16 protein-coding genes and 1 riboswitch are annotated in these 17,432 nt (G+C 61.0%); of the genes, 1 reads left to right on the top strand and 15 read right to left on the bottom strand.

The window, feature by feature from the left end; translation table 11 throughout:
• Positions 1-28: 28 nt before the first annotated feature.
• The 3 genes from AC1PPK_RS06295 to AC1PPK_RS06305 all read right to left on the bottom strand — a co-directional run bounded on the left by AC1PPK_RS06295 (position 29) and on the right by AC1PPK_RS06305 (position 1,630).
• On the bottom strand, positions 29-412 hold the full coding sequence (locus AC1PPK_RS06295; protein WP_481116985.1) for a DUF4810 domain-containing protein: 384 nt from the start codon (positions 410-412) through the stop codon (positions 29-31).
• Positions 409-1,083: a CsgG/HfaB family protein gene (locus tag AC1PPK_RS06300; RefSeq protein ID WP_481116986.1), complete on the bottom strand. Its 675-nt coding sequence runs from the start codon at positions 1,081-1,083 to the stop codon at positions 409-411. The genes AC1PPK_RS06295 and AC1PPK_RS06300 overlap by 4 nt, the downstream gene beginning before the upstream one ends.
• A 94-nt stretch (positions 1,084-1,177) precedes the next feature.
• The gene (locus AC1PPK_RS06305) at positions 1,178-1,630 is read right to left on the bottom strand and encodes a hypothetical protein (RefSeq protein WP_481116987.1); all 453 of its coding nucleotides are present in this window, start codon (positions 1,628-1,630) and stop codon (positions 1,178-1,180) included.
• A gap of 581 nt (positions 1,631-2,211) precedes the next feature.
• On the opposite strand from AC1PPK_RS06305, the gene AC1PPK_RS06310 reads away from it, so the two are divergent.
• A complete protein-coding gene (locus AC1PPK_RS06310) occupies positions 2,212-2,493 on the top strand; it encodes a hypothetical protein (RefSeq protein ID WP_481116988.1) in 282 nt (93 codons plus the stop codon).
• 85 nt (positions 2,494-2,578) lie between these two features.
• On the opposite strand, the gene AC1PPK_RS06315 is transcribed toward AC1PPK_RS06310, so the two are convergent.
• From AC1PPK_RS06315 to dsbD, 12 genes are all read right to left on the bottom strand, one after another.
• A complete protein-coding gene (locus AC1PPK_RS06315) occupies positions 2,579-3,061 on the bottom strand; it encodes a YfbM family protein (RefSeq protein WP_481116989.1) in 483 nt (160 codons plus the stop codon).
• Between the two features lie 16 nt (positions 3,062-3,077).
• The gene (locus AC1PPK_RS06320) at positions 3,078-3,470 is read right to left on the bottom strand and encodes a hypothetical protein (RefSeq protein ID WP_481116990.1); all 393 of its coding nucleotides are present in this window, start codon (positions 3,468-3,470) and stop codon (positions 3,078-3,080) included.
• Between the two features lie 930 nt (positions 3,471-4,400).
• Positions 4,401-6,710, bottom strand: coding sequence for a PhnD/SsuA/transferrin family substrate-binding protein (locus AC1PPK_RS06325; RefSeq protein WP_481116991.1), 2,310 nt, complete (start codon positions 6,708-6,710; stop codon positions 4,401-4,403).
• A 755-nt stretch (positions 6,711-7,465) separates the two neighbouring features.
• Positions 7,466-8,002: a lipocalin family protein gene (locus AC1PPK_RS06330; protein WP_481116992.1), complete on the bottom strand. Its 537-nt coding sequence runs from the start codon at positions 8,000-8,002 to the stop codon at positions 7,466-7,468.
• Positions 8,003-8,823: 821 nt separating this feature from the next.
• Positions 8,824-9,981 (bottom strand): ABC transporter substrate-binding protein, encoded by a 1,158-nt coding sequence (locus tag AC1PPK_RS06335; RefSeq protein WP_481116993.1) that lies wholly within the window; start codon positions 9,979-9,981, stop codon positions 8,824-8,826.
• Between the two features lie 128 nt (positions 9,982-10,109).
• The gene (locus tag AC1PPK_RS06340; protein WP_481116994.1) at positions 10,110-11,336 is read right to left on the bottom strand and encodes a hypothetical protein; all 1,227 of its coding nucleotides are present in this window, start codon (positions 11,334-11,336) and stop codon (positions 10,110-10,112) included.
• Positions 11,337-11,346: 10 nt separating this feature from the next.
• Positions 11,347-12,111, bottom strand: coding sequence for a hypothetical protein (locus AC1PPK_RS06345; RefSeq protein ID WP_481116995.1), 765 nt, complete (start codon positions 12,109-12,111; stop codon positions 11,347-11,349).
• Positions 12,112-12,129: 18 nt separating this feature from the next.
• Positions 12,130-12,639 (bottom strand): hypothetical protein, encoded by a 510-nt coding sequence (locus AC1PPK_RS06350; protein ID WP_481116996.1) that lies wholly within the window; start codon positions 12,637-12,639, stop codon positions 12,130-12,132.
• Positions 12,636-12,914 carry a DnaJ domain-containing protein gene (locus AC1PPK_RS06355; protein WP_481116997.1) on the bottom strand — a complete coding sequence of 93 codons (279 nt, stop codon included), beginning with the start codon at positions 12,912-12,914 and terminating at the stop codon, positions 12,636-12,638. The genes AC1PPK_RS06350 and AC1PPK_RS06355 overlap by 4 nt, the downstream gene beginning before the upstream one ends.
• Before the next feature lie 5 nt (positions 12,915-12,919).
• Entirely contained in the window at positions 12,920-13,777 is an 858-nt protein-coding gene (gene metF, locus AC1PPK_RS06360) for a methylenetetrahydrofolate reductase [NAD(P)H] (protein ID WP_481116998.1), read from the bottom strand.
• Between the two features lie 47 nt (positions 13,778-13,824).
• Positions 13,825-15,237 carry an adenosylhomocysteinase gene (gene ahcY / locus AC1PPK_RS06365; RefSeq protein ID WP_481116999.1) on the bottom strand — a complete coding sequence of 471 codons (1,413 nt, stop codon included), beginning with the start codon at positions 15,235-15,237 and terminating at the stop codon, positions 13,825-13,827.
• 101 nt (positions 15,238-15,338) lie between these two features.
• Positions 15,339-15,446, bottom strand: a riboswitch (S-adenosyl-L-homocysteine riboswitch).
• An 85-nt stretch (positions 15,447-15,531) separates the two neighbouring features.
• A complete protein-coding gene (gene dsbD, locus AC1PPK_RS06370; RefSeq protein WP_481117000.1) occupies positions 15,532-17,358 on the bottom strand; it encodes a protein-disulfide reductase DsbD in 1,827 nt (608 codons plus the stop codon).
• Between the last annotated feature and the right edge of the window lie 74 nt (positions 17,359-17,432).

Genomic DNA, 17,432 nt, shown 5'->3' on the forward strand with positions numbered 1-17,432 from the left:
CGCTTTCATCGTGTGCCTCGACGGACCGTCAGGGGGAGACCTTCTTCAGCAGGAAATCCATGAACGCCGTGCTTTCAGGGAATTGCTGTTTCTCTGCTTCGAGGTTCTGTTTCATGCGATCGGTGCGCCCGCTCTGGCCGTACAGCATCGCCAGATGAGCCTGAAAGCCGGGCGGCAGGGGCTTGCCCTGGGCCGCGGCTTTTTCACGCGTCGCCTCCAGGGCCTGGATCTGATCCTCCGGCCCCTTTTCTCCCTTGAAATAGGTATAGATCTGGGGCTGATAGTCGCCCCAGTAATAGACGGACTGCGGACGGTTGGCACAGCCCGTCGTCAGCGCGGCGCACAGCACCGCCGAGGCCAGCAAACCACTTCTGCAAATGCGATACATGGCGAGGGTGTCGGCGCGAATCAATTGGCGGGGCGCCACGCGCCGCTTTCGATGCCGCCCACGAGGCTGTCCACTGCCTCGCGTATCGCCAGATCGAGCACCTTGCCGTTGAGGGTCGAGTCATAACTGGCCGTGCCGCCGAAACCGATCACCTCCCGGTTGGACAGGCTGTATTCGCCGGCGCCCTGGGCCGAATAAACGACCTCGGCGGTCTGCACATCCACCACATTCAGAGTCACCTTGGCATAGGCGATCTGCTGCTTGCCGCGCCCCAGGATGCCGAACAACTGGTGATCGCCGACTTCCTTCCGGCCGAATTCGGTGACGTCGCCGGTTACGACGAAACGCGCACCCTTCAAGGTCTGCGTCGTCTTGCTCAACGCCGCCTCCTGCTTGATCTCGCTCATGTTGTCGCGATCCAGCACATTGAAGCGGTTGCTCTGCTGGAGATGCCCGATCAGGATCGTCTTGGCCTGGCTGCCGAGACGGTCCACTCCATCGGTGAAAATACCGCGCATGAACGTGGAGCGATTGTCGAACTTGCCCACGGAAATGGGATTGCGCACACCGCTATAAGGCCGCGCCGCCGACGCGGATTTCGCCACGGCGAGACTGCGGGAATCTTCGGTCGCACAGCCGCTCAGCATGCCGATGGTACCGACCAGAATAATTGCGGGAGCAAGGATGCGTTTCATGTTTCTCTTCTCGGAGTCGATGGGGATGTTGTCGGCATCATTGTATGTTTCCGTAATGATCCGGTCTGTGAATCTGGGCACAGGGGGCAGCCATTCACGGCCGAATGGGTTGTGTCCGTCGGCGATGCGCCAGTCTGCGTATCGCCACCACGGTCAGCCCGAACACTCCCGCATACACACAGAACCAATGCAATGCCCCCAGCGATACCTGCCCCTGAAAGGGATTGGCGGAACTGAATGGCGCCAGAGGCCGGATATCCTCGTGCATCAGGCCATCCAGCACGATGTGGGTATAGCCGCCGAGTACGGCACCGACCACAACGGGCAACACGGTGAGCGACTTCCAGCCGAACAGATTCGGAATGAAGCGAATCTTGGCGGCCACTTTCTGCAAGCCGATGAACAAGGCCACCGTCAGCGCTATCGCGACGGACACTCCAACGAAGGTATGGAAAAGGCGGTGCAGCGGATACTGGTGGGTGAGCATGTAATACAGCGGCTCGACATCCACGACCACATTGGCCGCGCAGAAGGCGAGAAAGCTCATGCGGCGTGGCGCCAGTGCATGCAGGGCAGCGCCGGGGCCGAAGTGGAATGGTGTGAATGGCATCCTCTCACCCTTGCATTACATATGACGCTGAATTGATGGTGGGGCGAATTATGTCAAAACGGTTGCCGCGCCGTGAGTGCTTGGTTCCTTGATCTCCGGGCCGGTATCGGGACTGTCCTTGGGCGAGCGGCCCACATCTTGCTGCTGCGTTCTTGACGCCATGTCGCAGCCCGGCCGATACTCCGCGCGTCGCTGAGACAACAGCGATACGGGTTTGGCGACCTGGATCAACGAAGGCAGACATTCCAGCCGCATTGCGGCCTTTTTCGTCTGCAACACCCTTGGTGCGTCCTGATCAATGGCGGGCCGGGTGGGGAGGGCTTCGGCCCTGCCGGTGCCTTCGTTCCGGTTCGCCAACCCCGCTTTGGCCCGCCCCCCGTTTGGCGACGGAGGGCGGATTCAGTCCGCAACGAAGGAGTCCCCATCATGACCATTTCAGTCCTGGCGTGCTTACGCTTGCACGCGACTATTCCACCAAGCGCATCTGCCGACGCGCTTCCAATCCGGAGGTGCGGGCAATGAGCACGCCACTGCATTTTCCCGCCACCAGCAGTCCGTTGTACCGCCTCGACGATGAAACCGATGCGATGGCCCTGACCGACCAGATGTCAGCCCGCCTCGCACAGTTGCAGGCCTTGCTGGCGATGACCTACGGCGATGCCGGCGACGCGTTCCGGCGGATGGCGCAGAGCCACAGGGATGACTACCTGTGGGCCTGCTACATGATCGCGGGAGAAGTCCGCGAACTGGGTGATGCGCTGCTGGTTCAGAGACGCAGGGAGGCGGGGGCCAACGCTTGATGCTGTCTCGCGCCGAATGCCTGGCGGCACTCGGCGCGAGATTTCGATACGTTCGCGCGCGTTTATGCCGACAGTTCAGAAATGTTCAGTTGATGAATAGAATTGCGGCCAATTCTTTATTGGCAGCCGTTTCATAAAAGCGCTTAGCTTCAAGAAAATTATCTGTAATGTAGTTCAAGGCGCTATCGCCATCCTCCCAAATCCTGGGGTAGATATCGGCGTTACTCAACGCGGCTGGATCAAATCTATTTCGAAAGTCTGTTTCCGATATTTGGCCAAGTGCAGTCGCCACTTCTTTTACATCGGACGCAGACATTCCCCTGGCCGGGCCGTAACCAACATCCTCTTCGCCGATCGGTACGCCTCCCATGATGACTTGGGCAAGCGGTCCTGCCCCGCCGTACTGCTCTCCTGTAAGCATAAAATGGATTCCGTGCCACGCTTTATCGAGATCCACAGTTTCAGATGCGCGCGTTTCATAGAGGACCATCGGAACTGACTCAGGATTGGCGTATAGCGAATCCAGTTCGGTTTGGGGCAACGCTAGCAAATTTCCAATCATTGACATGGGGGTTCTCCAGGTATCAACGGTTACGGTCGACGGCTACTACATTCGCAGACTTGCTCGACGTCTTCCCCCGCCCCTTCCTCTCCGACCTTTTCTTCAACCCCAGCGCCGCCAGTTCGTCCGAATCCGGGCCGTAGATCGCCTTGACCTGGCTTTTCACGCCGAGGATCAGTTCGTGGAATTCGTGCTGGGCGGCGATGAGGGCGTCGCGGGTGGCGGCGTGGGTGTTGCGGGCGTGGAGTTCGGCTTCGTGGGCGGCGTTCAGGCGTTCATAGGCGGCGCTGACGGCGGGGAAGCTGTAGTCGTCCTTGTAGGGCTGGTAGTGGGGGATGCCTTTGAGGGCGCGGTAGGTGTCTTCGTCAGCCCTGAGATGTTGCGGCGACATGCGGACTTTGGTGGGATTGGTCATGGCGTGTGTGCGGTGGGCAAGAGGCTGGAGATGCTGTCTATGCTCGATACACTACGACGGCTTATGCATCTGGGCTGTGACATGACGCACTCGGATGGTCCGAAGCGAGTTCAGCAACCGATGATTAGTATCGTTCCGGACTTGCTCAAGAGCAGGCTTAGCCCGTATTGACGGCGCTCCTTCTGGTGGATGAGGACTTGAACCACGCATTCGAAGAAGGTGTGAACAGTCCGACAAAAGCGAGGCTCTGAGAAAGTAGTTGGGATAGCTCTATCGAAATCAAGAAAGGAGCGTCTGTAAGTTCTGCAATACTTGGTGGTGCAAGGATGAGGCCGCCAGCAAAAAACAAGAAGGAAATCCATCGAGCTGAATTCCTACCTCTTGATATGCCGGTAATGAGATATGCGTGTATGGAAAAAATAAGAACGAGGCCTTTCAGGAAATTGTTAAGAACTACATCCAAGTTCCATCCCGCGTAGATCAGTTGAAGGATCAACGCCAATATCCATGCGAGCCACAGCAGATTGGTCGAAATACGAACGATGCGAGGTTGCTCGATGCTTGGTGAGTTTTTTGTCATTAGCGTAGGCGGGTGAGTTTGTTGATGGGCTGGAAGGCTTGTCCATGCTCGATACACTACGACGGATTATGCATTTGAGCTGTGACATGACGCACTCGGATGGCCCGAAGCGAGTTCAGCGACCGGTGACCGGGCCGCGGGGAGCGAAGACGATTCGTGGTGTGGCGAAGAGGATTTGGAGGGATGCGATAAGTGCTCTGTGTGCCGGAATGCATTCGGGACGATCAGAACGCCTTCACGAGATGGGAGAACTCATCCTTGCCGGCCGATGCAAGAAGTCCAGACCTTGCGTCCAGTCTGATGCCCGTTGTTCGGGATAGGGTAGCCGTACCAATAAGCGGATTAAATGTTCAGTCTTGCTGCTGTGACAACCACTTCAAGAGCTTTGCAAAGAGTAGATCGGGCTCGACCGGCTTGGGGATGAAATCGTTCATGCCAGCCGCGAAGCACTGCGCTTTGTCCTCTACAAAGGCATTGGCCGTCATGGCGAGAATCGGCGTTGTGGCAAAGTTGGGAAGACGGCGAATTTGCCGGGTGGCCTCCAATCCATCCATCTTCGGCATCTGCATATCCATCAATATCAGATCGTAAGCATGTTCCCTGGATTTCTCGACCGCCTCAAGTCCATTCTCGGCCACATCGATCCGTGGCCAGATATCGTTCAATAAATCCAACGCTACTTCGCGATTGACCGGTTCGTCTTCAACCAGAAGAATACGAGATTGTGCATATCCCCTGCGCAGTGCGTCCTCGTCCGATTCTATTGCCGCTGGCTCAATAACTTGCTCATTCAATGTGCCTTTCTTGAGTCGGACGGTAAACCAGAACGTACTACCTACATTAGGTGTGGTCACTACTCCCACATCGCCGCCCATCAGTAAGGCCAGTTTCTTTGTGATCGCCAACCCCAAACCGGTGCCTCCATTCTCCCGAGTGATGGAGTTGTCAGCCTGCTCGAAAACCGAGAACAGTTTTGCCACGTTTTCCGGTGCGATCCCGATGCCCGTGTCCTGCACCTCGAAGCGAACCAGAGCGCTGGTAGGGCCATCGTCAGCCAAAGATGTCCGGATCGTGACGTGGCCAGCCTTGGTAAATTTGACGGCGTTGTTGGCGTAATTAAGGATGGCCTGCTGCAGGCGTGTCGGATCACCCAATAGATGGAGCGGGAGGGGCTGGGTTTCGACACGTAGTTCAAGGTGCTTGGCACGGGCTCGTTCCGTCAACATCGAAATGGTATTCGCAACGATCGCTCTGATATTGACCTCCACCTCTTCGAGGGTGAACTTGCCAGCCTCGATCTTGGATAAGTCCAGAATTGCGTTGATTATTTCCAGCAAATGCCGGCCCGCAATATTGATCTTTTCCAGTCGGCCTCCCTGCTCTGGCGTCACCCCCGCTCGTTGCAATAGATAGACCATCCCCGTGATGGTATTCAACGGCGTGCGGATTTCGTGGCTCATGTTTGCAAGAAATGCGCTCTTTGCAATATTGGCAGTTTCTGCAGCCTGCTTGGCAAGAACAAGTTCGCTTGTCCGTTCTGCAACGATGCGTTCGAGATTCTCGCTGTACCTGATGTGCTCTTTCCTTGTGCGAGCTTGCGAACGAAGTAGGGCTATTAGGAGTAGCAGGGGGATCGTTCCAAGGGAAAGGGATGTCACTGCGATGACGTCCGCGTATTGATGCCACAAATCTTCCAGCGTTATTTTGCGAGGCACATCAAACGGCGGTATGTGCAACGTTCGCATCATTTCATCAATAATCTTGTAGTTGCCAGGAATGGTGAAACCCTCAATCTCGGCGGCCTTGGCCACCTCACCACCATGCGGCAGAGACAAGACTGCGCCGGCGATCTGTCGTGCCAGTTCTTCATCAACCCAAGGCATGGCAGCAAGGGCCCATTCGGGGTACAAATGGGTCGAGAGTCGCATGGGGTATGGAGGAATATCGGATGCTTTGAGGATCGTTATTTTTGTTGGGTCAAGCTTATGTTCCTTTACCATCGCTTCGACAATGCCAGTCCGAACGAATGCAGCATCGGCTTTTCCTGCTAACAGCGCCTCGACGGCATTGTCATGGGGCATGCCGGTTTCAATAAGCGTTGCATCGCGTGGCAGTTCAATGCCTAATTTGAAAAGTTCATTCGCTTGTGCCTGATAGCCGCCAACCGATATGGTGTCCGTCAATGCAATGCGCTTTCCTCGTAAGTCGATCAGATCGCGAATATCGTCTCGACTGGACAGGGTCAGGATGACTCCACCAAAATTTGGCAGAACCATATCTCCATCCCTTCCGACAAGGGTCGCCAAGGGGGAATAGAGCCCTTGTTTATAACTCAACTCAATATAATGTGCCGGCTGTGTCAGAACGATATCTGTATGCTTGGTACGAACCGCTTCACTTAGTTCTTGGTATGTGTATGCCTCAAGAACGATTCTTTGCTTAAGCCCGCGGGCGTTCAAATAATCCACGAGTGGTTGCCATCGCTTGATCGTCTCCGGCTTTGGGCGGAACGCCAGGATGCCGAAATGAATTTCTTCATTTTTTTTCTCTGAAACTTTTATTTCTGCGTTAGAGGTGGCAGAGCTTATGCAGGGAAAACCGAGAAATACGAACCACAGCAGAACAGTGCAGAGTACATAATGTTTCGTTTTTATGGACATGATGACTTATCAAGCAGGGCGCGTCGTTTTCCTACGACCGGACCCGTCTCGATTTTTTGAGCAAATTTTCCACGACGCAAAATGGAGTGCTGTTGGGACGCTATCCATGGCAAAGGTTCTCGAAGATCCTTTCTGGCCATAGGCTGCTATAGCGGTGATTAATGCGGGTTTCATGCCAAGAGAATGTTCTGCGGCAGTCAGGTATTGTTTAAGTGGGCCGCCGCCCGTTAAGCGAATCGCCGTTAAAAGATAGTTATCTTTTATCCTACTATCTCAATCCTCAGGGGCAACCATCTTTACTAAAAGCTACCAAGCTATCGTTAAGCCATTTGATTTAAGTCAACATTACGTCTAGAGGGACCTGGCTTGTTCAGTTGTCAAGGCATGTAAAGGTTTATGCCTTTTGGGTATTTGTCAGCAGCTCTTTTTGATTGCCGAAAGATGGCTCCTGGCCGGAGCATGCTGTTCATGCTCGATGCGCTACGCTGGCTTATGCATTTCGGGCTGTGACATGACGAACCCGGGTGGCCCGAAGTGAGTTCGGCGAGCGGCGATCGGACTTCGTGGGGTGGCGAAGGCGATTCGTGGTGTAACGAAGAGGATTTGGAGGTGTGCGATAAGTGTTCTGCGTGTGCCGATATTTATCCGGGACGCTCAGAACGCCTTCATGAGATGGGGGAAATCATTTCGGGTCGGGCAGAAGCAACTTCTTGGGATGCGAGATGTTTTGCTGTGCTTGCGGTCGGTGGATGGGCTCAAGGCGTGGCGGTTCGCTGGTGATCGACCCAGATCAACTTGTCCGTGGCAAAGCCCAGGGCTTGCGCCTGGGTGAGCAGTTGCTGGCGAACATCGGCTGGGAGCGTCGTGTCGCGGGCCAGAATCCACAGGTAATCGCGATCGGGGCCGGCGACGAGGGACCAGCGATAGTGTTGTTGATCCAGCGCGACCACGTGATAGCCGCCGTAAAAAGGCCCGAAGAACGAGACCTTCAGTGATCCCATGTTCTTGTCGCCAGTGAACAGTGCACGGCCGATGGCTTCTTTCCAGGCCTGGCGCCGGGTGTCGTAGCCGCGATTGATGACCCTGACGCTACCGTCATCCTGCAAGGCGTAGGTGGCATTCACATCGCTCATGCCGCGCTCGAAGGAATGATCGAGCCGGGCGATTTCATACCACTGGCCGAGGTAGCGATCGATGTCGAAAGATGTCACGGGATGCACTCCTTCGGGAGGCATCGTCGAACAGGCAGCCAGTGACAGGGTGATGAGCAGGGTGAGGATGGAGGTACGCATGCTCAACATCATACGGGCCGAGGCATGATGAAGCGTACTACCAGAGCGTTGCTGGTCGGCTCTTGCGTTCCAGCATGGGTTGGCTCGCTGTTAGTGCTGGAGCGCCCAGGCGACGCCTTCTGTCGATGCGTAATGCAAGGCAGCAGTCTGACTCGTGAAACTGGGCTTGAAACGCATGATCCGGGTCGTGGTGGAGGTTCCCCTGCCCGAGTGAATGGACACCGATGCGGCAAAGCCGCCTTCGGAGTTCGGTTTGGTCATGGGGGAGACGCGAAAGCGGCCTACTGCGATGTGTGTGTTTTTGTGCATGGTTTGTTTTTTTGAGATGGCGTTTGCCATACAGGAGAGATTTAAAACGCGGGCAGCTATGAAGCCCCTTGCGTCACGACAAGAGCGGACACGTAGCTCGGAAGTGTGGCGTCACGACACAGCAAACCTGAATGCTTGTGATGTGGGCACGCCGTGCTTTCCGATGCTGAACGCGATGACGCGCTGTGGCTCGGCCGCCGACTTGTTGTCAAGAAGAGGAAGGCTTTGCATCCAGGCGTTCCGTTGAAGCCATGGGGGCCAATACCGGACGCTGCGTATGGATGGGAGAGATACCGCTGCTTGCGCGATAAGCGCTATTGAAATTCACAAGAAGTCCCGGTTGGTGATGGGTTTCTTGGTGAATTGGTGGCGCACCCTACCATGCATTTTCAGGATTCTGCAATAGATTTGTTTCGTGAGTGTGACTTTGGGTCTTTTGCGTACCAGCGATGCTCGAAGGATTCGGCGCGATGGGCCCTGGCTCCCGAGCACCGCTGGTGTCTGCTGCGCGTTCAGCGCATCAGTTTGCCGCCGCTTCCGAGGATGGTGACTTCGGCGAAGTGGGAGCCCTGGCGTTTGCCGGGGCCGAAGTCGATGGTGTAGCCGCCGGTGTCGTAGTTGCGCAGGCTTTCGAGGGCGGTGGTGAGCTTCTCGCGGGTCGGTTGGGGGCCGGCGCGGCGCAGGCCTTCGACGAGGACCTTGGCGGAGATGAAGCCTTCCAGCGTGGTGTAGGTGAGGCCGGCCTTGGGCTGCAGGGGTTTGGGGAGGGCTTCGAATTCGCGCACCAGCGGCAGTGCGGCGTTGCCGGGGTAGGGCATGACCTGGGAGATGGCGATGCCGGTGGCGTCGGGGCCGAGTTCGCTGGCGAGGGCCTTGACCCCGACCACGGAGACGGCGAACAACTGGGCGGCGCTGCCGCCCTGCTTGAGCTTGCGGACGAAGGCGGCGGTGGCCTTGTAGGTGCTGAACATGATCACCGCCTGCGGGGCGGCGGCGCTGATGCTGCGCACGGCAGGGCCAACGTCGAGGCTGTTCTTGTCGAAGGAGCCCTTGGCGGCGATGGTCAGGTTGCGTTTGCGCAGGGCCTTGGTGACGCCGTCCACGCCGGAGATGCCGAGGGTGTCGTTCTGGTAGAAGACGGCGATGCGGGTGACGCCGGTGGTGGTGAGCTGGCGGACGATCTTCTCGGCTTCGTCGCCGTAGCTGGCGCGCACCCAGAAGGTGTAGGGGGAGGTCTGGTTGCGCAGGTCGTCGGAACCGGTGTAGGGGGCGACGGAGGGCACCTTGCGTTCGTCGAGCAGGGGCATCACGGCCCAGTAGTTGGCGGTGCCCATGATGCCGAGGAAGGCCAGCACCTTGTCGTTGTCGAGCTGCTTCTTGACGTTCTGCACCGCGCGTTCAGGCACGTAGGCGTCGTCGTCGCTGACGAGTTCGATCTTCTTGCCGTGGATGCCGCCCTTGCTGTTGATCCACTTGAGGTAGGCCTCGGCACCGTCGCGCAGTTCGGTGCCGAGCTCGGCCAGCGGGCCGCTGAGGGCGGCGCTCTGGCCGATGCGGATGGTGTCGGTTGCGGCGGGGGCTTCGGGGGCGGCGTGTAGCGGGGGGCTGGCAAGCAGCAGGCTGCAGAGCAGGGTGGTCAGGGCGCCAAGGCCCCGGGCGGAAAATCCCATGACAGTCTCCATGGACAAGGTGGCGGAGCCGGTCTGCTGCCGGCTCTCGGTTGTTGGAGGCGCGAGTTTATCCGCAAGCGATGTCCTGCGGATATGGGGGTGTCATGGTTTTGGCGCAATGTCGAGGGTTAGCCGCGTTTTTTCCAGCTGGCGCGGCAGGTGTCCTGCAGGTAGTCGAGGACGTCGCCTTCGTCGTGGTGGTCGAGCTGCATGCGGGCTTCGGGGCCAAGGTCTTCGAGCCACATGCGGCGCACGTCGGCCTGGTATTCGAAGGGGACGACGTGTTCGATGAAGTGGGCGACGGCCTGTTCGTCGAAGCCCCTGTCGCGGAAGTTGTCCCAGATCTGCAGGGCGTCCTTCTTGCGCAGGCTGCGGGCAGGTTCGACACCGGTGGCGACCATCAGCAGTACGCCGCATTGCACGTCGGTGTGGTCGCCCTGGCGGCCGGTGATGTGCTGCCATTCCTCGGCGCGGGCCTTGTCGTGGTGGGTGATTTCGTCGACGGAGCTGGTGTCGAAGAAGAACAGCCCGGAGAAGCGGTCCTGATTGCGGTAGAGCTCGGTGGCGGGGACTTCGCGGATCACCGGCAGCACCTTGGCGATGAAGCGCTCCTTCTCCTTTTCCATCAGGCTGCGCAGGTGGGCGGGGGCGTCCTCCAGCCAGGCGTCGAGGGTCGGGAAGCTGGGGCTGCGTTTCTTGAGGGCGGCTTCGTGCAGCTTCATGAAACGATCAACGCTGAAGAAGCCGGCGGGCTTGCGTTCGCTGAGCAGGATCAGCAGCGCGCTGTTGATCACCGATTCGCAGAACACGTGCCATTCGGTGGCGTCGTCGCGGCTCACGCCGAACTTGCCAGCCAGCCAGTAGGCCAGCTCGATGTGGTGCTGATTCTGCTCGCGGGTGCGCCGTTCGGCGAGGTAGCGGGAGTAGCTGATCGGCGTGACCGAGGTGTATTTGTCGAGAAAGTCCTTCTCGTTCTCGCGCAACACCTCGGGGCCGGCCAGCAGGCGTTCGCTGGGCAGGGCGTGGAGCTTGCGCAGGCGGTCGGCGCCGGCCTTGGAGAGGGCCAGCAGCGTCTTGTCGCGCAGCAGCTGGGTGGCGACGTCCATGCGTTTACCGGATTCCGCTTCGAGGGCCAGGCCGACGAGGGTCACCAGCCGGTTGCGGGCGGCTTCCAGCTCGGGGCGCAGGTTGGCGGTGCCGAAATAGGCGGCCAGTTGCACGATGCCCTTGGCGCCTTCCTTGCGGATGCCGTCCAGGCGGGCGGCATCTACTTGGTGGTTCTTCAGCGCGTGGCGCAGCACCCGTTCGAAATAGGGGCTGGTGTCGACGGTGGCGAGAGCGGTATCGATGGACATGGGTGTCGGATCAGATCGCGGATTCTTCGTCGTCCTCTTCCAGGCGCGGTACGCCCGGTTCGGTTTCGGCGGGCAGGCGGGCGGCTTCGGCAGCGCGCTGGAGGCGGTCCTGGATCTCGATGACCAGCAGCTCGAAGGTGTCCTGGAATTCGTGACGCAGCACCCAGGCGGTTTCCATCCAGTCGCCGTCGGCCACTTCGGAGCGGGACATGCGCACGCGGGCCATTTCGACGGCGTCGCCGATCTCCAGGCCCTGGTCGAGCTCGTCCACGCGCTCGGCGTCCCAGGTGATGGCGGATTTGGGCGCGAAGGCCTTCTCGGCGTCGATCTCCTGTTCGAAGACACCGTGGAAGGCGAGGGCGAGCAGGGAGTCGTAGTGGTCGATGAAGTAATCGGCCAGCAGGCGCACGCCTTCATCGTGCTCGGCGAGGTATTCCAGGACCTCGGCGCAGGACGGGCCGGTGCGGTGCATGACGGCGTTCATGGTGTTGCGCAGGCGTGGCACGTACTTCTCGAGGGGCTCGCCGTACTGGCGCTCGAGGAGGATCGCCTGGACGAACTGTTCGGGGCTGACCAGCAGGTTGATGACCGATTCCTTGCTGGCGTCGAACTCGCGCATGACGGCCAGCACGTCCTTGGGGGCCATCTCGTCGAGCACCGCCACCAGGGCGTGGTCGCCTTCCTGTTCGGCGATGACGGCGAGATTGGCTTCGGCTTCGGCGATTTCGCCGGCCTGGATCAAGGCATGGGTTTGCTTGATGACAAGCTCAGACATGGAGAGAAAACCTTTCGATTAACGGTCGACGGCGTCGAAACCCTGTTCGGACAGCCACTCTTCCCCGGCTTCGCCGAGGTCGTCGCGCTCTTCGTCATCCTCGTCGCTGGCGCTGGGCGCGGCGGCGCGGGCGATGGCGCCGCTGCCGAGCATCCATTCGAGCACTGCGGCAGTGACGAGAAAATCGCAGCCGCCGGCCTGCTTGAGGCTCTGCTCGACGAGCGGCTTGGCCCACGGGGCGAGTTCGAGGGATTCGGTGAGTTCGTCCCAGCTGGGGAAGCTGCCGTCGCCCGGCTCGGTGTGCGAGGCGGCATGCAAGGCCTTCGGCGCACTGAAGCGGAAGGCGCCGTGGAGGGCGGAGGCCACCATTTCGGGGGCGGTGTCGATCATCGAGAGCAGGAAGGGGAATTCGCTGTGCTTCTCGCGGACGCGCTTCTTGAGTACGTCCTTGCCTTCCGAGTCGGAGCGCAGGTCGTCGATTTCACTGGCGTAGCGCTCGAAAATGTCTTCGAAGTAAAACGAGGTCAAGAAATTACCTTTTCAATGTACGAGGCCCACAGGGACGTGGCCTCCTGCAGCGGGTCGTCGATGAGGTTGCGTTGGCGCAGGGCGTCGTAGTCGCGGCGCTTGGCCTCGTCGGCCAGCAGATCATAGGCTGTCTGGATGTCGCGGAAGCGCGCCGCCGCGCCCGGATCGGGGTTGCGGTCCGGGTGGTAGAGGCGCGCCGCCTTGCGGTAGGCAGTCTTGATGACTTCCGCCGAGGCGCTCGGGGCGACGCCGAGGACTTCGTAGGGATCGCGCATGGCGGTCAGCCCTGCTTGTTGTTGACCTGGCCGATGCCCAGCCGTTCGCACAGGGCGATGGTGGGGCCGGCCTGGTTCATGCTGTAAAAGTGCAGGCCGGGGGCGCCGGCTTCGATCAGCTTGGCGCACAGCTCGCTGACCACGTCGAGGCCGAAGGCCTTGATGGACTCGGAATCGTCACCGAAGGCTTCGAACTTGCGGCGCATCCAGCGCGGGATCTCGGCGCCGCAGGCATCGGAGAAGCGCGCCAGCTTGGAGAACGAGACAATCGGCATGATGCCCGGCACGATGGGCACGGTGACGCCGAGGCGTTCGCACTCGGTGCGGAAATGCAGGTAGGCGTCGAGGTTGTAGAAGTACTGGGTGATCGCCGAGTTGGCGCCGGCATCCACCTTGCGCTTGAAGGCCAGCAGGTCGTCCTGCGGCGTGCGCGCCTGGGGGTGGTATTCCGGGTAGGCGGCGACTTCGATGTGGAAGTGCTCGCCGGTTTCGGCACGGATGAATTCCACCAGCTCGTTGGCGTAGCGCAGCTCGCCCGGATCTCCGACGCCGGAGGGCAGGTCGCCGCGCAGCGCGACAATGCGGCGGATGCCTTCGGCCTTGTAGCGCAGCAGGATCTCGCGAACGTGCTCGCGGGTGGAGCCGATGCACGACAGGTGCGGTGCGGCCTGGTGGCCTTCGCGCTGGATCTCGAACACCGTCTCGAAGGTGCGAGCCTGGGTGGAGCCGCCGGCGCCGAAGGTGACCGAGAAGAACTCGGGCTGCAGCACGGCCAGCTGGGCACGGGTGGCGCGCAGCTTCTCGACGCCTTCCAGGGTCTGGGGCGGGAAGAATTCGATGGAGAAGGGTGTGTTGTTCGGCACGGGATATCCTTGCGGGCCCGCCGGCGTACCGGCGGGCAGGGGCCAGCTTAGTAGCGGTAATGCTCGGCCTTGTAGGGGCCGGCGACAGGCACGCCGATGTAGTCGGCCTGGGCCTGGCTCAGCACGGTGAGGTTGGCGCCGATCTTCTTCAAGTGCAGGCGGGCCACCATCTCGTCGAGCTGCTTGGGCAGCACATAGACGCCGACCGGGTATTGCTCGAGCTTGGTGAACAGCTCGATCTGGGCCAGGGTCTGGTTGGCGAAGGAGTTGCTCATCACGAAGCTCGGGTGGCCGGTGGCGCAGCCGAGGTTAACCAGGCGGCCTTCGGCCAGCAGGATGATGCGCTTGCCGTCCGGGAAGATGATGTGGTCGACCTGGGGCTTGATGTTCTCCCACTCGTACTGGCGCAGGCTGGCGACTTCGATCTCGGAGTCGAAGTGGCCGATGTTGCAGACGATGGCGTTGTTCTTCATCGCCTTCATGTGGTCATGGGTGATGACGCCCACGTTGCCGGTGGTGGTGACGAAGATGTCGCCCATCGCGGCGGCGTCTTCCATCGTGACCACGCGGAAGCCTTCCATCGCGGCCTGCAGTGCGCAGATCGGGTCGATCTCGGTGACCCACACGGTGGCGCCGAGGCCGCGCAGGGACTGGGCGCAGCCCTTGCCCACATCGCCGTAGCCGAGCACCACGCCGATCTTGCCGGCGATCATCACGTCGGTGGCGCGCTTGATACCGTCCACCAGGGATTCGCGGCAGCCGTAGAGGTTGTCGAACTTGGACTTGGTGACCGAGTCGTTCACGTTGATCGCCGGGAACTTCAGCTCGCCCTTGGCGTGCATCTGGTACAGGCGATGCACGCCGGTGGTGGTTTCCTCGGTGACGCCCTTCACCTGCGCCAGGCGGGTGGAGTACCAGGTCGGGTCCTGCTGCAGCTTGGCCTTGATGGAGGCGAACAGCACCACGGCTTCTTCGCTGTCCGGGTTGTTCAGCACGGACAGATCCTTCTCGGCACGGGCGCCCAGGTGCAGCAGCAGGGTCGCGTCGCCGCCGTCGTCGAGGATCATGTTGGAGTAGCCGCCATCGGCCCACTCGAAGATGCGGTGGGTGTAGTCCCAGTAATCGGTGAGGGACTCGCCCTTCACGGCGAACACCGGGATGCCCTTTTCGGCGATTGCAGCGGCGGCGTGGTCCTGGGTCGAGAAGATGTTGCAGGAGGCCCAGCGCACTTCGGCGCCGAGGGCCGTCAGCGTCTCGATCAGCACCGCGGTCTGGATGGTCATGTGCAGGGAGCCGGTGATGCGTGCGCCCTTCAGGGGCTGCCTGGCGGCGAATTCCTCGCGGATGGCCATCAGGCCGGGCATTTCGGTTTCCGCGATGCGGATTTCCTTGCGGCCCCAGTCGGCCAGGGACAGGTCGGCAATAACGAAATCGGTGAACTTTTCAGCCACAGCGTTCATGAGAACTCCTCGAACATGTGGCCGGGAAGGGACTACGCGTGGCTCGGGATGATGGCTCACCGCGTCTCCCCGTGCCCGGCACGGGTTTGCAAACAAGCATGGACGGGTGAGCGCGGTTGCAGATACCGGCAGGAGGCCCGCACGGTATCGACATCGAGCCTGGGACGGCGGGCCTTGCACCCGGCAGTCTTGCAGCGCTCCTCGATTCAGGGTGGCGATTATAGCGGATCGACGCTGATTCTCTTGAGAATTTTGCTGCGCATTGCGAGCTGCGATTGGCGCATGGGGCGGCCCTTACAACGCCGCGTCGAGGACTTTGCCGAAGGCTTCCGCTTCCTGGAAGCCGATCACGCGCAGGTTCTGGCGTTCTTCGCCGCCGGCCTTGAAGAAGATGATGCCGGGCGGGCCGAACAGGTTGAAGCGCTTGAGCAGGGCCTTGTCGGCGTCGTTGTTGGCGGTGACGTCGGCCTGCACGAGCTGGAAGCCGGCCAGGCGCTTGGCCACGGCCGGGTCGGCGAAGGTGAAGCGTTCCATCTCCTTGCAGGAGATGCACCAGTCCGCGTAGAAGTCGAGCATCACCGGGCGGGTGGAGGTCTTGAGGAGCTGGTCCAACTCCTCCACCGAGGCGATGCGCTGGAATTTGGTTTCGGCTGCGGCTGCGGCGGGGGCGCCGGCGGCCTGGGCGCGCAGGATGGCGAGGGGCTGCAGCGGATCGCGGGAGCCGGCCATGGCACCGATGAACAGCGCCGCGCCGGCGATCAGCGCGAGTACGCCGAAACCCTTCCAGAAGCGCTGCCAGCCGCTGGCGTGGGGCGGCAGCGGGTCGAGGGCGTGCAGGTAGATCGCCGAGAACACCAGCAGGCCGGCCCAGGCCAGCATCGGCACGACGCTCGGCAGCACCGGCGTGACCAGCCAGATAGCAACGCCCAGCAGCATCACCCCGAAGGCACGCTTGACGCCTTCCATCCACGGGCCGGGCTTGGGCAGCGCGCTGCGCGCCAGCACGCCGACGAGGAGCAGCGGAGCGCCCATGCCGAGGGCCATGATGAACAGCGCGGCGCCGCCGAGCGTGGCGTTGCCGGTCTTGGCGATGTAGAGCAGGGCGCCGGCCAGCGGCGCGGCGACGCAGGGACCGACGATCAGCGCGGACAGGGCGCCCATCAGCAGGATGCCGCCGGGCGAGCCGCCCTGGTGGTTGACGGTGTCGGACAGGCGGCTCTGCAGCGCGATGGGCAGTTGCAGTTCGTAGAAACCGAACATGGAGCCGGCCAGCACGATGAAGATCAGCGAGAAGGCGCCGAGCACCCAGGGATTCTGCAGCGCGGCCGACAGCAGCGTGCCGGACAGCCCGGCGGCGACGCCGGCGGCTGCGTAGGTGAGGGCCATGCCCAGCACGTACAGGCTGGACAGGCCGAAGGCGCGGCCCTTGGTGATCGCATGGCCGTGGCCGACGATGATGCCGGACAGGATCGGGATCATCGGGAACACGCAGGGCGTCAGCGCCAGCAGCAGGCCGAAGCCGAAGAAGCTGGCCAGGATGGTGAGGGTGCTGCCGCCGGACAGCAGGCGGGCGATGCGGCCGGATTCGTCGTGGCTGTCGTCCGCCGGGGCGGTTGCGGCCGGTGCGGCACTGGCGGCGGGCGCGTCGCCTTTGCCCAGTGCGCGGGCCAGGAAGCCGCCGGACCCGCCATCTGCACCGGCTGCGGCGATGGTGAAGCTCTGCTTCTGGGGCGGGTAGCAGATACCCATGTCGGCGCAGCCCTGGCTGCTGACCTCGAGCTCGAAAGGCGGCTTGCCGGCGACGATGGGCACTGGCACGACCAGCTCGTGGCGGTAGATCTCCACCTGCCCGAAGGCGTCGTCCTTCTTCGGCTTGCCGGGCGGGATGGCGGGTTCGCCGAAGGTGACGCCCTCGGCCTGGAACTTGAAGCGGTGGCGGTAGAGGTAGTAGCCGTCGGCGATCTGGAAGCGCACTTCGACGGTGCGGTCGTCCACCGCGCGGGCAGACACGCGGAAAGCCTGTTCGACCGGCAGCGGCTCTTCGGCGGCGCGGGCGAAGTTGCCGAGCAGGGACAGCGTGAACAACAGCAGGGGCAGCAGAAAAGTACGGATTCGGATCATGGCCGGCAGTGTAGGGGCAGCACGGCCGGGCCGCCCCACGAATGGATCAAGAAATGGCGCTTGGGCTGTGAAAG

The organism is Zoogloea sp. JDB1 (assembly GCF_056724025.1).

Excerpts from the sequence above, each read along its gene's own strand:
- AC1PPK_RS06345 (WP_481116995.1), bottom strand. The coding sequence starts at position 12,111 with ATGTCTGAGCTTGTCATCAAGCAAACCCATGCCTTGATCCAGGCCGGC.
- AC1PPK_RS06305 (WP_481116987.1), bottom strand. The coding sequence starts at position 1,630 with ATGAGCTTTCTCGCCTTCTGCGCGGCCAATGTGGTCGTGGATGTCGAG.
- AC1PPK_RS06310 (WP_481116988.1), top strand. The coding sequence starts at position 2,212 with ATGAGCACGCCACTGCATTTTCCCGCCACCAGCAGTCCGTTGTACCGC.
- AC1PPK_RS06300 (WP_481116986.1), bottom strand. The coding sequence starts at position 1,083 with ATGAAACGCATCCTTGCTCCCGCAATTATTCTGGTCGGTACCATCGGC.
- AC1PPK_RS06355 (WP_481116997.1), bottom strand. The coding sequence starts at position 12,914 with ATGCGCGATCCCTACGAAGTCCTCGGCGTCGCCCCGAGCGCCTCGGCG.
- AC1PPK_RS06330 (WP_481116992.1), bottom strand. The coding sequence starts at position 8,002 with ATGCGTACCTCCATCCTCACCCTGCTCATCACCCTGTCACTGGCTGCC.
- AC1PPK_RS06340 (WP_481116994.1), bottom strand. The coding sequence starts at position 11,336 with ATGTCCATCGATACCGCTCTCGCCACCGTCGACACCAGCCCCTATTTC.
- ahcY (WP_481116999.1), bottom strand. The coding sequence starts at position 15,237 with ATGAACGCTGTGGCTGAAAAGTTCACCGATTTCGTTATTGCCGACCTG.
- AC1PPK_RS06335 (WP_481116993.1), bottom strand. The coding sequence starts at position 9,981 with ATGGGATTTTCCGCCCGGGGCCTTGGCGCCCTGACCACCCTGCTCTGC.
- AC1PPK_RS06320 (WP_481116990.1), bottom strand. The coding sequence starts at position 3,470 with ATGACCAATCCCACCAAAGTCCGCATGTCGCCGCAACATCTCAGGGCT.
- AC1PPK_RS06315 (WP_481116989.1), bottom strand. The coding sequence starts at position 3,061 with ATGTCAATGATTGGAAATTTGCTAGCGTTGCCCCAAACCGAACTGGAT.
- dsbD (WP_481117000.1), bottom strand. The coding sequence starts at position 17,358 with ATGATCCGAATCCGTACTTTTCTGCTGCCCCTGCTGTTGTTCACGCTG.
- AC1PPK_RS06325 (WP_481116991.1), bottom strand. The coding sequence starts at position 6,710 with ATGTCCATAAAAACGAAACATTATGTACTCTGCACTGTTCTGCTGTGG.